8 protein-coding genes and 1 pseudogene are annotated in these 16,169 nt (G+C 67.7%); 8 read left to right on the plus strand and 1 reads right to left on the minus strand.

Annotated elements, in window-relative coordinates; genetic code table 11:
- Positions 1-1,145, minus strand: a pseudogene (locus V5A20_RS00920) (5-methyltetrahydropteroyltriglutamate--homocysteine S-methyltransferase); the annotation flags it as partial.
- A 229-nt stretch (positions 1,146-1,374) separates the two neighbouring features.
- Between V5A20_RS00920 and V5A20_RS00925 the strand changes: the two are divergent.
- From V5A20_RS00925 to V5A20_RS00960, 8 genes are all read left to right on the plus strand, one after another.
- Complete coding sequence (locus tag V5A20_RS00925; RefSeq protein ID WP_332326547.1) at positions 1,375-2,556, plus strand: aminotransferase class V-fold PLP-dependent enzyme; 1,182 nt, start codon at positions 1,375-1,377, stop codon at positions 2,554-2,556.
- Positions 2,557-2,664: 108 nt separating this feature from the next.
- The gene (locus tag V5A20_RS00930) at positions 2,665-3,618 is read left to right on the plus strand and encodes an aldo/keto reductase (RefSeq protein ID WP_332326548.1); all 954 of its coding nucleotides are present in this window, start codon (positions 2,665-2,667) and stop codon (positions 3,616-3,618) included.
- A gap of 89 nt (positions 3,619-3,707) precedes the next feature.
- Entirely contained in the window at positions 3,708-4,205 is a 498-nt protein-coding gene (locus V5A20_RS00935) for a CIA30 family protein (RefSeq protein ID WP_332315654.1), read from the plus strand.
- A 189-nt stretch (positions 4,206-4,394) separates the two neighbouring features.
- Positions 4,395-5,054, plus strand: a complete 660-nt coding sequence (locus tag V5A20_RS00940; RefSeq protein ID WP_332315653.1) for a deoxynucleoside kinase — start codon at positions 4,395-4,397, stop codon at positions 5,052-5,054.
- A gap of 39 nt (positions 5,055-5,093) precedes the next feature.
- Positions 5,094-7,217 carry a putative porin gene (locus tag V5A20_RS00945; RefSeq protein ID WP_332315652.1) on the plus strand — a complete coding sequence of 708 codons (2,124 nt, stop codon included), beginning with the start codon at positions 5,094-5,096 and terminating at the stop codon, positions 7,215-7,217.
- Between the two features lie 120 nt (positions 7,218-7,337).
- Positions 7,338-8,414 carry a YihY/virulence factor BrkB family protein gene (locus V5A20_RS00950; protein ID WP_332315651.1) on the plus strand — a complete coding sequence of 359 codons (1,077 nt, stop codon included), beginning with the start codon at positions 7,338-7,340 and terminating at the stop codon, positions 8,412-8,414.
- Between the two features lie 65 nt (positions 8,415-8,479).
- Positions 8,480-10,765, plus strand: coding sequence for a BamA/OMP85 family outer membrane protein (locus tag V5A20_RS00955; RefSeq protein WP_332326549.1), 2,286 nt, complete (start codon positions 8,480-8,482; stop codon positions 10,763-10,765).
- Positions 10,766-10,819: 54 nt separating this feature from the next.
- Positions 10,820-16,000: a translocation/assembly module TamB domain-containing protein gene (locus tag V5A20_RS00960; protein ID WP_332315649.1), complete on the plus strand. Its 5,181-nt coding sequence runs from the start codon at positions 10,820-10,822 to the stop codon at positions 15,998-16,000.
- Positions 16,001-16,169: the final 169 nt, after the last annotated feature.

Raw genomic sequence — 16,169 nt, forward strand, 5'->3', positions numbered from 1 at the left:
GCCTCCGTCGCCTCCTCGTGTCCGTCCGCCCGCTCGGCCAGCGCCACGATCTCCTCGATCTTCTGCGTGGCGAAGGCGAACCAGGTCTTCATCTCGTCGCTCAGGGCCGGCTCCGTGTCGAGGTCGACCGGCACGTGAAGCAGCGAACAGGACGGCCCCACGAGCACGCGATCGGGGCCGAGGGCACGGGTGGCCGTCTCGACGGTGTCGAGCAGGGCATCGAGGTCGGCCCGCCACACGTTGCGCCCGTCGATGACGCCGAGCGACAGCGCCAGGTCGTCGGGGACGCCGTGGTCGAGGGCGTCGGCCAGCTGCCCCTCGCCGCGCGTGAGGTCGAGGTGCAGCACGTCGATCGGCAGGTCCAGGGCCGTCGGCAGGTTTTCTTCCAGGCCGCCGAAGTAGGTCGCGACGTGCAGGTCGAGGTCGGCGGCGTCGGCCAGCGCCTCGTACGCCGTCTCGAGGGCCGCCTGCTCCGCGTCGCTCAGGTCGAGCACGAGATTCGGCTCGTCGAGCTGCACGGCCTCGCAGCCCGCGTCGGCCAGCTCCTGCAGCACCTCGGCGTAGACCGGAAGCAGGTCGTCGAGCAGGTCGAGCGCGTCGAGGTCCTCCTCCTGCGTCTTGCCGAGCAGCAGGAACGAGACCGGCCCGATGAGGACTGGGCGCGTCTCCACGCCCTGGGCTTTTGCCTCCTCGTACTCGTCGATCACCTTCGTCGACGACAGCGAGAAGCTCATGTCCCGCGAAAACTCGGGGACGATGTAGTGGTAGTTCGTGTCGAACCACTTCGTCATCTCCATCGCCTGCACGCCCGACTCCTCGCCCTCCAGGTCCTTCTCCTGCAGGCCGCGCGCCATGGCAAAGTACGTGTCAAGGCCCACCGTGTCGCCGTCCCACGGAAACCGCTCGGGCACGGCGCCGACCATGGCGCAGGCATCGAGCACCTGGTCGTAATAGGAGAAGTCGTTGGAGGGCACGAGGTCGAGCCCCAGCTCCTGTTGGGTGGCCCAGTGCGATTCGCGGAGGGCCCGGGCCGAGTCGCGGAGCTCGTCCTTCGTAAAGTCGCCGTTCCAGTACCCTTCGACCGCGCGTTTCAGTTCGCGGTGGGCACCGATGCGGGGGAAGCCGAGGTTGGTTGCCGTCGCCATGGACGTACAGGGGGTCGGTTCTGAGATTAGACAGACTACAAGGTGTACGGGGAGCAGAGCAATTGTTACCGCCGTCTCACTCATTTTCCAGAACCTCCACATTCATCTCTGGCGTGAGCGCGCGTGGACAGAGCACGGGCCTCATGCACGGGATGCTCGGCCGTGAACGGGCCCACTGAGCACCCGTATGGGATTCTCTCCCCTTTGCCTCACTGCCGCCTTCTTCCAGATGGGCTTTGACCTCCCCGCCCTCCGCGCCGACACCCCCGGCACCGACACTGTGCTCCATTTCAACAACGCCGGGGCCGCGCTGCCGCCCCAGCCGGTGGTGGACGCGCAGGTGACCCACCTGAAACGGGAGGCGACAATCGGCGGCTACGAGGCCGCGGCCGAGGCGGAGGCGCAGCTTCATCACACGTACGACGCCATCGCCCGGATGCTGGGGTGCGAGACGGAGGAGATTGCTCTCGTGGAAAACGCGACACGGGCCTGGGACATGGCCTTCTACGGCCTGTCGTTCGGGCCCAACGACCGCATTCTGACCTCCCCGTCCGCCTACGCGAGCAACCACATCGCCTGCCTCCAGGTGGCCGAGCAGACGGGCGCGTCCGTCGAGGTGCTTCCCCACGACCCGCACGGGCAGGTGGACGTGGCGGCGCTCCGGGCGAAGATGGACGACGACGTGGCGCTCATCGCGCTCACCCACGTCCCCACGAACGGCGGCCTCGTCAATCCGGCCGCGGAGGTCGGCGCCGTGGCCCAGAATGCCGGGGTGCCCTTCCTGCTCGACGCGTGCCAGTCCGCCGGGCAGATGCCGCTGCCGGTGGACGAGATCGGGTGCACCATGCTCTCGGCCACGGGACGAAAGTACCTGCGGGGCCCGCGCGGCACCGGCTTTCTCTACGTCCGGGACGACTGGATCGAACGCATCGAGCCGCCCCTCCTCGACCTGCACGCCGCCACCTGGACCGCCCCCGACGAGTATGAGATCCACCCGGATGCCCGTCGGTTTGAGACCTGGGAGAGCCACGTGGCCGGACAGGTGGCCCTCGGGGCGGCCGTCGACTACGCCCTCGACCGGGGGCTGGACGCCATTTTTGAGCGCAACCAGCACCTCGCCCACGCCCTGCGCACGGAACTGGAAAAGGTCCCCGGCGTCACGGTCCACGATCAGGGGCGCGTTCGCTGCGGGATCACGACGTTCAGCGCCGAGCAGAACGACGCGGCGGCCCTTCAGGCTGCGCTGCGGGAGCAACACGTGAACGTCTCCGTCTCTCCCCCCAGCTCCACCCGACTCGATGCCGAGGCGCGCGCCCTGCCGGACCTCGTGCGGGCCTCGGTGCACTACTACAACACCACCGGCGAGATTGATCGGTTCATCACGGCGCTTCGCACGGCCCTCGCTGCTTGACAAAGCTCTGTCTCGGGCCCGCATCCCCCCACGAAGCACGGATCATTCAGGGGGCCAGGAGCTTCAAGACGGATCGCATATCCCTTCAACTCAACGCCCCAGACACTCATGGAGACCATATCCTTCGAGAACGGCGACGAGATGCCCCTGCTCGGCCTCGGCACGTGGAAGTCGGCCCCGAACGCGGCCTACGAGGCCGTGAAGACGGCCCTAGAGGTCGGCTACCGCCACATCGACTGTGCGGCAATCTACAAGAACGAAGCCGAGGTGGGGGACGCCCTGACCGACGCGTTCGAGACCGGCGTGGCGGACCGGGAGGACGTGTGGGTGACCTCCAAGCTGTGGAACGACGCCCACGCCCCGGAGCACGTCCGGCCCGCCCTGGAGCAAACGCTCCACGACCTTCAGCTCGACACGCTCGACCTCTACCTCATTCACTGGCCCGTGGCCTTCACACACGGCACCGACTATCCCGCGTCGACCGACGAGTTCGTGTCGCTCGATGAGGTTCCCCTCGCCGACACCTGGGCGGCACTGGAAGAGCTCAAGGCCGATGGCCTCGTGCGCCACATCGGCGTCTCCAACTTCAACATTCCGAAATTGCAGCACCTGATCGATGTCGGGGACGTGACGCCGGAGATGAACCAGATTGAGCTGCACCCCTACCTGCAGCAGCCCGACATGCTGTCCTTTGCCGACGAGCAGGGCATCCCGCTCACCGCGTATTCTCCCCTCGGCTCCGGCGACCGGCCCGACGAGATGAAGGCCGACGACGAGCCGGTGCTGATGGAGGACCCCACGATCCACGAGATCGCGGACCGCCACGACGCCTCGCCCGCGCAGGTGCTTATTAGCTGGGCCCTGCACCGTGATACCGTCGTCATCCCAAAGTCTACAACCCCCAGTCACATTCGGGACAACCTGGCCGCCGCCGACCTGACGCTGACGGACGCGGACATGGACGCCATCGCCGCCCTCGACAAAGACCGCCGCTACCTGCAGGTGGCAGACTGGACGATTGAGGGCAGCCCGTACACCCAGGCCGGCCTCTGGGGCGAGTAAAACCCGAGGACGGCGTCCGGTCCCGGCGGCGGTGCGTGTGCGTGCATGCCAGGGACGTTGCGCGAGGACCTGCATTTTTGTCTGCTAACATGTCTACGCTCCTCTTTGACTTCTCGACCGACGCCCCGGGTGCGTGGCGCAGCATCGACGACCCGGTGATGGGCGGCGTCTCTCAGAGCGCGTTCGTCGCAGGCGACGAGGGGGCGGCCTTCACCGGCACGGTGTCGCTCGATCGCGGCGGGGGGTTCGCTTCGGTGCGGGCCCCGGAAGGCCCGTATGATCTGAGCGGGCACGAGGGGCTCCAGCTGCGCCTGCGTGGCGATGGCAAGCGGTACTGGCTCACGACCTACACCGAGGCGGGCGGCTCCATCAGCTACCGCGCCCCGCTCGAGCCTCCCGAGCACTGGAGCACTCTGTCTGTCGCCTTCCGCAGCCTCACGCCCTACCGGCGGGGCACGACCGTGCCCGACGCCCCGCCCTTCCGCCCCGGCCAGCTCCGCACCCTGGGCTTCTTAATCGCCGACGAGCAGGCGGGCCCGTTTCGTCTGGAGGTGGCCCGGATCCGTGCCGGCCTCTCCTCTCCGTAGGTGCCTCCCGGGGCGGCGCCGTGGGGCCCGCGCCCATTCGCGTTGGTCGAGATCGGCAAGGCCTCCCCACAAGCCCGACTCGTCCCTTCGTGTCTTCGCACAAAAAAGATCGGGGCGCCATGTCGATTTTGCCGCGGTCCTTCTAGATTGCTACGCGGCATGATCAACTGAGGCACGACCTATCTTTCTATGGAAAACACCCCCGCGGACACCTCCGAGTCTCCAAAACACGTGGCCATCTCCGGCAACATCGGCGCCGGAAAAACGGCCCTCACGAAGGTGCTGGGCGAGTATTACGGCTGGGAAACGGTCTTTGAACAGGTCGACGACAACCCGTACCTCAGCGACTTTTATAACGACATGCGTCGGTGGTCCTTTAACCTGCAGGTCTTCTTCTTGTCGAAGCGGTTCGAGCAGTTGCAACGGATCGAAGAGGGGGAGGCCTCCGTCGTGCAGGATCGCTCCATCTACGAGGACGCCCACATTTTTGCCCGGAACCTCTACGAGATGAGCCACATGAGCGCCCGGGACTACGACAACTACACGGACCTGTTCACCATCATGACGACGTACCTTCAGCCGCCGTCGCTGCTCATTTACCTCCGGGCGTCGGTGCCCACCCTCGTCGATCACATTCAACAACGGGGGCGCGAGTTCGAATCCACCATCCGCATCGACTACCTGGAGCGCCTGCAAGGACACTACGAAGAGTGGATTGACCAGTACGATCGCGGGCCGAAGCTGATCATTGACGTGGACGAGCTCGACTTTGTGGGGGAGGAAGACGACCGACGCGTGGTGCTGAACCAGATTGAGAGCCGGCTCTTTGGCCTCTTCCCGGACGAATGACCGATCCTCGGTCGTCTTCGCTCCCGACGCCTCGCGGCCATGCCTTCCGCCTTCCGATCATCTTTGCGCTTGCTGTTCGGGCTTCTTCTCGTCGGGGGCGTGGCGCTGGGGAGCGCGTTGGTGCTGGCCCGGGGCGCACATGCACAGGCGGACACGACCGACGCCGCCGCGCAGGATACGCTCCAGCGCCCTCCTGCCGAGCCCCCCGGCCGCCGCCCGTCCGACACGACCGCGGCACGCCCGGAATCCCTTCGTCCCCTGCCGGACGCACCCCCGGTGTACGGCCGGGTTCGCTCCGATTCGCTGCCGGGCCGGCGGCCGCACGTGAGCGTGGAGACCATGCTGGCCGAGCAGCCGGGGAGTTTTCTCTACGATCTCGGAGAGTACGGGTGGCCCCACGGGTGGAGCCCGCGCGGTCTTGCCCCCCATCGGGTACACCTCTGGCACGACGGCTTTTCGTTTGACGATCCGCTTACGGGCCGCCCCCGGTTCGAGCTGCTGCCGCCGTCGTTCTTGGATCGTCCGCGAACCGGCCCCGACCCAGGCGGAGGCGCCGTGGGCGTGCACACGTCGTGGCGCGCCTACGCCCCCCAGCGCCCGGTGACCGAGCTGCGGTACCGGTTCGACCGGGACGGGCTGCACGCAATCGAGGTGGGACACTCACAGAAACGACGCCTTGACCTCTTCGGACGGCCGGGCGGGCTCCACCTAACGTTCGGGTACGGCGGCCGGAAGGCCGACGGCATCTACGACGGGAGCGCCCTCCGGACCGAGCGGCGCATCTGGGGCCGCCTCCGGTACTTGACGAACGACTGGACCGTCGCGCTGTCGGACCGGTCGACGCTCTATCGCGTCGGGGCCCACGGCGGGGCCACCCCTGCGTCCGGGGCCCCGTTCGCGTCGGTCTACGCGCTTCCCCTCGCGGCCTCCAACGTTCGCCGGCCGGACGACCGCCGCAAGACGGTGCGCAACGACCTGACGGCCCGCCTGCAGGGGCCGCTGGTGCCGGGCCTGTCCCGCCCCACCGACGTGTCGGCCCGCTGGACGACCCACACCTTCGACTTTCGCTCCACCGGGGGCGACACCGACACGACCTGGACCGCGCCAATGAGCGGCGGGCACGTCCGGGCCCAACAGTCGTTCCGGATCGGCCGCCATTCCCTCACGGGACGCCTGCAGGGGTCTTTGTGGCGCATGGAGAACACCAACCTGCCGACGGTCGATGGGCGCCGGGGCGCCGTCCACGCCCGTCTCCGCGACTCCCTCCGCGTGGGCCGCACCGACCTGGTGCTCAACGCGGGCGGCCACGTTACGTCTCAGCAGCGCTACCCCTCCCTCGCGGCCCGGGTTCGGCATCCGGCCGGGCCCGTTCGGTGGACCGCCTCCATTAGGGCGACTGGACAACGCAGCGCGTGGATCGAAGACGAGGGGTTTGCGGGGCACGTCCAGCCCCTGCCTGGGGACCGCGGCGGGGCCGCCGACCGCCTCTTGGAGGGGACGATTGGGGGACGCACGCAGCTCGGCCCCTTCGACCTCGGGGTGACGGGGTTTGCGCACCGGATTCAGAATGCGGTCGACCTGTACGCCGTGTCTCCGGAGGGCACGGGGCTCGATGCGATCACAGACACGGTCGCCGCCCGCCAGACGTCCACGCCCGTCCAGCGGGTAGGGGCCACTGTGTCTCTGGGGTGGCGCAACGATGCCCGTCGAGGCCTGTACGCCACCGGCCAGGGCACCCTCCTGGAGACGCTAAACGCCGACGCCTCGCCCCTTCACGCCCGCCTCGCCCGCACCTTGCCCAGCGCGTTCGGCCGGGCGCGGCTGGGGGCGCGGTTCGTTCTGTTCAACGATTTGACGACGGACCTGTACGTGCAGGCGCGAGGGTGGAGCGCCATGAACAGCCGGTGGTTTCACCCCCCGACGGGGCGCCTGGTCGTGCCGCCTCGCGATCGTCCGGTCCCGGAAACGCCGGGGGGGCGCGTGGGCCCGAACGGAACGGTCGACGTGCGAGCGGAGGTGCAATTTCGCAGCGCGACCCTCTTCTTCACGTTCCAGAACATACAGGCCGGCACCCAGCTTCAGCCCGGCACCTTCGTGGTCCCCGTCTACCCCCTTCCGCCCCAACAATTTCGATTTGGGGTGTTCTGGCCGATTTTTGATTGAGCACTGATTGCCCCGGTGCCCCACGCCGCTCGGAGGCAGAGAAGGAATCACCACCGCAGGCCAGCGGGTACAATGGTGTCTCTTGCGCTTGCCTCATGCCCCCGCATCCGCTCCGGCCACATGTCCCTCTGGTCTCACCTGCCAGCGTCTGTGCAGAAGACATGGTCGTCCCTGTGGACGGGCGCGATGTATTACGCCGTCGGTCTGTACCTGGAGCTTTCGGAGAAAAACGTCTTTCTGTGGGCCCAGGCCATAGCCTTCAAGGTGCTGGTCACGATCGTGCCCATCGTGATCCTCGCCACTGGAATTGCCGGCCGCGTGCTGCAGGGAGAGAACGCTTTTGCGGCCGTCACGCGGTTCATTCGGGAGCTCCTTCCAGGGAGTCAGAGCCAGCAGCTCATCGACTTCTTGACCCAGCTTCAGGATGCCAGCGCGACGATCGTCGGGATTGGAGGGATCGGGCTGTTCCTGTCGGCCATGTCCTTATTCATTACCCTACGGATCGCGGTCAGCAATGCCTTCGAGCAGGACTGGCACCAGGAGCGGTCCCTTCTTCGGGGCTATTTGTTTGACGTCCGGATGGTGATTCAGGTAGGCGTTCTGTTCCTCTTGACCGTGGGCCTCTCCGTATCGCTTCCCTCGTTCGTGAACGAAGTGATCATCGGGCAGTTGCTGGGCTCCGAGCAGTGGATCCAGTGGTTGTGGGGACGGGCCATCTGGATTACCGGCCTCTTGTTGCCCCTTCTCCTCACGACCGCCATGTTCTTCCAGCTCTACTACCTGGTGCCCCAGCCCTCCCCCCGGAAGAAAAGCGCCCTGGCGGGGGCCCTCATCGCCGCACTGCTCTGGGAGACGGCCAAGCAGGCCTTCACGTACTACGCGACCTACGTCGGATACGGAACCGGCACCGAGGCCCTGGGCAGCACGTTCGGGCTCATCGTTGCGTTCGTCTTCTGGGTATACTTCTCCGGGGTGGTGCTGATGATCGGGGCCGTGGTGGCGTCGCTGCAGGAGCACCGGCACGTGACCGCCGGAGAGTTGCCGGGTACAGAGCTGCCGTCTGCGGTGAGCCTGCCGTTCCAGAACGATGGAGGCACTGGCAACGCCAAAGGCGAGCCCGACGGAAGGGGCGACCCGGCCCCCTCGTCTCCTGCCTCTGAGACAGGCCCCCGGTTTCCGTCTCCCCCGTCGCCTTGAGGTTCTGCTGCCTCTCTTGCCCCACCGTCACTAGACTTCGGCCCTCAATCATCCACTGCATCACGGTGCCCCCCTCCTCCCAGACCATTCTGGGCAGCCGGCGGCCTCTTTTGCTTCTGCTCGTCTCACTGCTGGCCGGCCTCGTTGCGGTTGCCCGCCCCGCCGGTGCCCAGGCGCCGCTCCGGTATGCCGACGTGAACACGTCGGTCCACGACATCTCTTTCCGCTTCGTGGACCAGCAGACGTTCGCCCCCGACCGGCTCCGCGAGCAGATCGGAACCACGGGGCCTGGGACGCTCACACGCCTGCGGAACCGATTCGCGTTTCTGCCCGGCCTGCAGGCCCGACGCCTCTCATTTGATCCGGTGGTGCTTCAAAAGGACGTCGTTCGCCTGCGACAGTTTTACCAGCAAAACGGGTTCCCCTCGCCGGAGATTGACTACCCCGCCTCCCAGCTCGACTCTTCACGCAACCGGATCCACGTCATCTTTACCATCCGGGAGGGGCCGTCCCTCCAGATTCGTGACGCCGAGTTCTTAGCGGCGTCGAGCAGAACCCCACTTGAGGCGACCCTGCCCGGCGACCTACAGGCGGACTGGGCCCGTTATCGGCGCACCGAAATGGGCATATCGGGACGCTACACCGACTTCAAGCGAACCCAGATCGAAGACCAGGTGCAGGGGTGGCTCCGCAATCGGGGGTTTGCGTTCGCCCAGGTCCAATCGTCCGCGTCGGTCGATACGACCCAGTACGCAGCGGACCTTCGGTTTCTTATCGACAAGGGCCCTCCCACCACTGTCTCCGAGATTCAGGTGGAGGGCAACGAGTCGGTCGACCGGTCCATTATTCTCCGGGAGCTGCCCTTCTCCCTGGGCGATCGGTTTTCCGCCGACGAGGTGACCGAGGGACAGCAGAAGCTCTTTGACCTCAACCTCTTTCGTGTTGCCCTGGCCGACGTGCCGAGCCAGCCTCGCGATAGCACGACGACGGTCCGGTACCGCGTCCGTGAGCGCAAGCTCCGGAGCTACTCCGGCGAGGTCGGATACGACACCCGCTCGGGGGTAACATTAGACGGCAGCTGGCGCCACCGTAACTTTTACGGAAACGGCCGCACCTTCCTGGTAAACCTCATCGCAGAGACCGGCTACCCCGAAAATGTGCCGGACTTCCTCCCCAGCTTCCTGGCCCGATCGTCGTCACAAGAACTGAGTCGGCGCTTTCGGGCCTCCCTGACCCTGCGTCAGCCCTATATCTTGTCGAAGGACCTTTCCGGCTCCCTGTCTCCGTTTGTGCAGGAGCGCCTCAACCCCACTCTTGCGCCGGACCCCACCCGCCCCCTCGACCTCAACGAGCGCAAGTTTGGCCTCGAATCGACCCTGATTTACGACTTCATTCCGTACCGGACCGTGTCGCTCCAGCACTCCCTCTCTCGCACCCAGCAGTTTTCGGGGGTGGAGACGACGGATCCGGAGCGCCCCGGCACCCTGACGGGGGAAGACGACCTCTTCAACAAAAGCATCTTCACGCTCAACGGGACCTTCGGCGCCGCCGACGATTTTTTGAACCCGACCGAGGGATACATCCTCCGTCCCACCGCCAAGGTCGGTGGCCTCTTCCTCAAGTCCGGGGTTGAGTTCGTCCAGCTGAACGCCGAGCTGAGTGGATATCTCCCGGTGTCTTCGTCCGTAGAACTGGCGAGCCGCGTGTTCGTGGGGTCGACCTGGCCGTTCGGCGAAAGCCTTGACAACTTGAGGCGTCCCTCCAATCCCTCCGCCGCGGACCGACGCGAGAACTTCATTTTTCAGAACCGGTTCTCGGACAATCTCTTTTACGCGGGGGGCGGAAGTGACGTCCGGGGATGGTCGTCCCGTCTGGCAGGCGGGAAGGTCCTCCGGGAGTCGAGCATTCTCCGCGAAGGCTTCGCGTACCGCCCGATCGGGGCCCGGAGCAAGGTGGGACTGAACCTGGAGGCCCGGTTCCCTTTTCCCGGCCTCGGGTCGAGCTGGCGCACGGCGGCCTTTCTGGACGGGGCCTACGTGACCTCGGGCTCGCTCGACCTCACGCCGCCAGCCAGCGCCCCCTCCATTCTTTCGGGGCCCGACGGGGCTGCGGTAAGCACGGATCCGTCGCAGGTCCTGGTGGGCACCGGGGCCGGCGTTCGCTTCGAGACCTCGTTCGGGTTCCTACGGATCGACCTTGCGTACAAACTGACCCCCGACGCCCTGGACCTGCGCGCCGCGGAGGACGTGGGGGCGGCCGTAACGGCCGAGAACCCGCTGCCGCTGTCAGAGGTCGACACTCGCTCCCTTCAACGATTCCGCCTCCACTTCGGCATCGGACGGTCGTTCTAACCGCTCCCCCGAACGCCCTGCTGCACTCCCTCTCTCGTTTCCTCCACTTCCGTCGTGGCCCCCGACCCCGATTCGTCCACCCCGAACGCTGAGCCCTCTGCCAATGCCGCCTCGGGCTCTCGGGCCCGTCGGTGGGGACGCCGCCTGCTGTGGGGCGTGGGGGGCGTGGTCGGCACGGCCGTGGGCCTCGTGGGGCTCGTGCTGCTGGGACTGCAGACGGAGACCGGCGCGACCGCGGCGGCACAGTTCCTCGCGCGCCAGGCCAACCCGCTGCCCCAGACCACCCTCACCGTCGAGCGGGCATCCGGCACCTGGGTGCAGTCGCTCCGCCTCACGAACGTATCGCTGACACGCCCGGACTCCGGGGCCGCCGCCCCCGCATCGATGGCACACATCGACACCCTCGCGGTGCAGTATCGGCTGGGCGCCCTGCTCCGGGGCCGCCTTCACCTAACGACCGTATCGGTCGACGGCCCCTCGGTGACCCTGCGACAGGCCCCCGACTCGACGTGGGACTGGGCACGCCGCCTGCCCGCCTCCGAGCCTGCCCCCGAGGACACAAGCGCCTCGCTTCCGATCCGGGTGGACCGCTTCCGGCTGGCAGGCGGGGCCTTTGCGGCCCAGTTTTACGCGGGAGGACGCGACTCGACGGCCCGGATTCAGGATCTCACCGTGCGGACACAAGACCTCCGCTACGGACCGTCGGTGGGCGGGCGCCTTGACACGCTCGGACTGCGCGCCCGCCTGCCCGCCGACACGACGGACCTGCGACTGGCGGCGCGAGGGGCGCTGTCGGAGCGGCAGGTGCGCCTCGACACGCTTCGGCTTACGTCGCCTCGGAGTGCCGTCCACGGCCACGGATCGGCGCGCCTGCCGATGGCGCCCTCCGACTCGCTCGACGACGTGGCCCTTTCGCTTCGGGCCGACCCGCTCGTCCTTGGCGACCTCACGGCGTTTGCGCCCGTCCTGGAGGTGGACCCGGAGGAGGCCCTGGACCTCCGCGCCCGGCTGACCGGCTCGGGGAAGCAGCTCACCCTCACGACTGACGTCACGGTTCGCAACGGCGGCGGGCGTCTCACGGCCGAGGCCACCGCTACGCCCCGCACCGAAGCGCCCGCCGAGGGCCCCCCGCTGGCGTACCGCATCGACGCGGAGGCGCAGCGCCTCACGACGAGCCTGATCGGGGCGCCCGACCCCGCCGAGAACCGCATCACGGCCGCCCTCACGGGGGCGCTGGAGGGGCCGGCGCTCGACTCGCTGGACGGCAGCCTGTCGGCGTCCGTACCCGACACTCGCGTCTACGACGTGCAGGCCACCGACCTGGCCCTGGAATCGACCGTCCAGGCCGGGGCTGCTGATCTGACCCTGCGGGGGGCCGTAAATGACATTGGGCTTTCGGTGAACGGGTCGGCCCGCCCCTTCGACGCGGCCCCGTCGATGGACCTGGAGGGGCAGGTTCGCGAGTTGCCGCTGGCCGCCGTGGCCCCGGACGCCGGGGTGGAAGGGGCCCTCACGGGGACTGCCCGCGTGCAGGGCCAGGCCATGACCACGGACACGGCCACCTACGACGCCACCGTGCGCCTCCGCGACTCGCGCGTGGGGGCCCAGGCGATCGAGTCCGGCCGCCTCACGGCTGCACTGCGCCCCTACGAGGTCCGGGCGAACGGAGAGGTTCGCTTCCCAACCGGTCGTCTTCGCGGGGCCGGCCACGCTGCCCTCGATGGATCGGAGCGGTTCGCCCTGGAGACGGGACGCCTGGAAGACGTAAATGTGGCCGCCCTGGTGGGCGACACGACCGACAGCCGTGTGACGGCCTCCCTGACGGGCGACGGACAGGGCTTCGACCCCGCGACGATGCGGGCGCAGGCCACGCTCAACATTCAAGACTCGCACTACGGACCGCACCGACTCGACTCGCTGACGACCACCACGCGCCTCCGCGACGGTCGCCTGACGACCGACACCGACGCCCGCCTGAATGGCAGCGACTGGTCGCTTGCCGCCCGCGCCCGCCCCTTTTTGGCACGCCCAACGGTGGAGCTCACGGAGGGACGTTTCCAAAACGTCGACCTCGGGCCCTTCCTCCAAGACACAACCCAGTCGAGCGCCCTGCACGGCACCTTTCGGGGGCGCCTGGAGGGCACACGTCCCGATAGCCTCACCCTCGACGCAGGCCTCACCGTCGACACGTCCCGCGTCAACCGGCAGACCCTTTCAACTGCGTCCCTCGACCTGAGACTCCGGGAGGGGGGCCTCCGCTCTACGTTCACGCTCGACACCCCGGAGGGCGCGGCCCAAATTCCCCTCCGGGCCCGTCCGTTCGACGACACGCCCACGTACCAGATTGCCGACGGGTCGTTCAACAACCTGGACGTGGGCGCCCTCGCCGGACTGCCGTCCCTGACGACGGCCCTCTCGGGCGGACTCACGCTGGACGCTCGGGGCACGCAGTTGCCGGCGCTCAGCGTGCGCTCTGAGCTGACACTCCGCCCCTCGTCCCTCAACGAGGCCTCCACCGACGGCCGCCTGACGGTGACGACGGAGCAGGGCCGTGTGGAGGCGGACGGACAGTTTGCCGTGGCCGGTGGGTCCCTCCGGCTCCGTGGCCGCCTCGACAGCCTTGCGCAAACGCCGACCTACGCGCTGCGGACGTCCGCTCAGTCGATAAACCTGGGCGCCCTCGCGGGGCTCGACTCCACGCGCTCTCGGCTCGGGACTGCACGGTGGAGCATAGAGGGGCGCGGGGCCCGCCTGGATCGCCTCACGGCATCGACCCGCTTCGCGGCCGGTGCGGTTCGCGTGGACGACGTGCGCCTAGACAGTGCGATGGCGACGGGGAGCCTCGATCGCGGCCTCTTTCGAGTGGACACCTTACAGGTACAATCCAACGTCCTCGAGGGACACGGAGCGGGTCCGATCGCCCTCCTGCAGGGGGCCGGGTCGTCGGACTTTGAGCTTCGGGCCCAGGTGGCCTCCCTCGCCCCGCTCCGCCGCCTGGCCGGCACCTCCTCCCTGCAGTTGCGCACGGGCCAGCTGACGGCTCACGTCTACGGCCCCCCAGAAGCCCAGCGGTTCGACGGCACCGTAGACCTGGAAGGCTTGATCTACAATGGAATGCGCCTCAGCGACGCCACCGCGTCGTTCGACGGCCAGCGCGGCGCCTCCCAGCCGCTGGACCGCGCGACGATCACGGGGACCGCCGGGTATCTCTCCGCCTTCGACCTCACTGCCACCCGGACCCACGTCGAGGCCGACTACGACGGAACGACCGTCGACCTCTCGGCGGATGTGCAGCTGGATTCCAAGCGCCGGGTGCAGGCCGACACCCGCATCCGGCCGACAGCCGACTCGACGACGCTCGAACTGCGCCGGCTTACGGCCCGCCTGGGCCCCGACCAATGGTCGCTGCGTCGCCCGGCCTCGATCACCATCGGTACGGCCTACCGGGTGGACGCCCTTCTTTTGGAGGACGGGGCGCAGCGCATTGAGGCGAACGGCGTGGTGGATCCAACCGGCACCCAGGACTTCACTGCGTCCCTCGAACAGGTGCGCCTCCGCGGCATTGCCCCGCTGCTGGGACTGTCGGGCCTCGGCGGGTCGGCGACGGGTCGTGTCCGCCTGACCGGCGCAGCGACCGCCCCAGTGTTCGACGGCACCCTCGATCTTGACCTCCGCTCTGAAGACCGGGCGGTCGGGACCCTCCAGTTGGACGTGGCCTACGAGGAGTTGAGTGCGAGCCTCGACGCGCGTCTGTCCCACCGGAAGGGGCGTGCGCTGACGGTGAGCGGCTCAGTGCCCGCCGACCTTCGTCTCCAAGCCCCTGCTCCCACCTCCCTCTCCGACCGGCCCGTCCGGATCGAGGCCTCGACCGACCAGTTTCCACTCGATTGGGTGGACCCCTTCTTCGACCCGGCCACGGTCCGCTCGATCACCGGCACGCTGACCGCCGATGCGAGGGTCCAGGGCACCCTTGGCGCCCCCGAACTCTCAGGGACTGCCTCCGTGGCCGGCGCAGGCGCGTCGCTCCCCCCCATCAATACGACGTACCAGGACGGCCGGGCCCAGCTTCAACTGGCCGGGAACGAGCTGACCCTCAAGAGCGCTCGCCTCCGCACCTCCAACGACGGCTCGCTGGGCGCCAACGGCACCATTTCCCTCCCAGAGCTTACGGTTGGCGAGTACGACCTCACGCTGGAGGCGTCCGACTTCCTGGCCATCAATACCCCGGCCTACCGGCGGGCCGTGATAGACGGCAACATCGCGCTGCGGGGGACGGTCAGGCGGCCGGTGCTATCGGGCGATATGCAGGTCCAAAGCGGCAGCGTCTACTACACCGAAGCCCTCGCCGAGAGTGCGGCCGCCATGGGGGCCGTGACGCTAACGTCACAGGACCAGCTGACGCTCGAAGAGCGCTTCGGCTTGCAGCTCACGTCGGCCGACACGACAACCTTCGACGCCTACGAGGCCATGGCGCTGGACCTCAACGTGCAAATTCAGAGCAATACGTGGCTCCGCTCGACCAGCAACCCGGAAATGAACGTGCAATTTACGGGGGACTTGGACGTGCAAAAGTCTCCTCTTCAGGACCCTCAGGTCTTTGGCACGATCGAGGTGCTTGAAAGCCGAAGCACACTCCGACAGTTCGGCCAGGAGTTCCAAATTACGGAGGGCTCGCTCACGTTCAATGGCGATCCGCTTACGCCCTACCTCGACCTGACGGCGGTGTACGACCAGCGGGCACGGGGAAGCCAGAGTTCCGAGGTGCGCATCACCCTGTCCCTCTCTGGCCGCCCGGACAACCTATCGCCCTCTCTCTCGTCGGAGCCCACCATGAGCACACGCAACATTTTCTCCTACCTGGCCACCGGGCGCCCGGCCGACGCGCTCTTCAGCGGCAACGCGGAGGGGGGCAGCCTCGCCACGCAGGTCGCCCTTGGCCAGGCGTCCAACTTCGTCGAGAACCTCGCGGCCAGTGAGCTCGGGCTGGACGTGGTTCGTCTCGACGTGCGCACGGGGGGCACGTCGTACCTGACGGTGGGCCGCTACCTCACCCCGCGCTTCTTCGCGTCGATCGAGCAGCCCGTGCTCGCCCCCTCGTCGCAGACGTCCACGCAGTCGACGACCCTCATCCCGGACGTGACGCTCGAATACCAGCTCAACAACTACCTCCAGCTTCGCTCTCGAAGCAACCAGCAGTCCTTGCAGCTCAATCTGCTCTTCGAGTACGCGTACTGACGCCGCGTCTCGATCGAAAGGCCAGCGCGCCTCGGGGGCCGTGCACTGGGCACGAAGAACACGCGTCCCCCTCCCCCGCGAACGGTGAGCGCTGGAGGGGGGACGAGCACTTCCCTTCCGAGAAAGGCACAGACTGGGATCCGCCCCTCAGCGTCCCTTCGCCCCACGT

The sequence above is a fragment of the Salinibacter sp. genome (assembly GCF_036626415.1).
Lineage (GTDB): Bacteria > Bacteroidota > Rhodothermia > Rhodothermales > Salinibacteraceae > Salinibacter.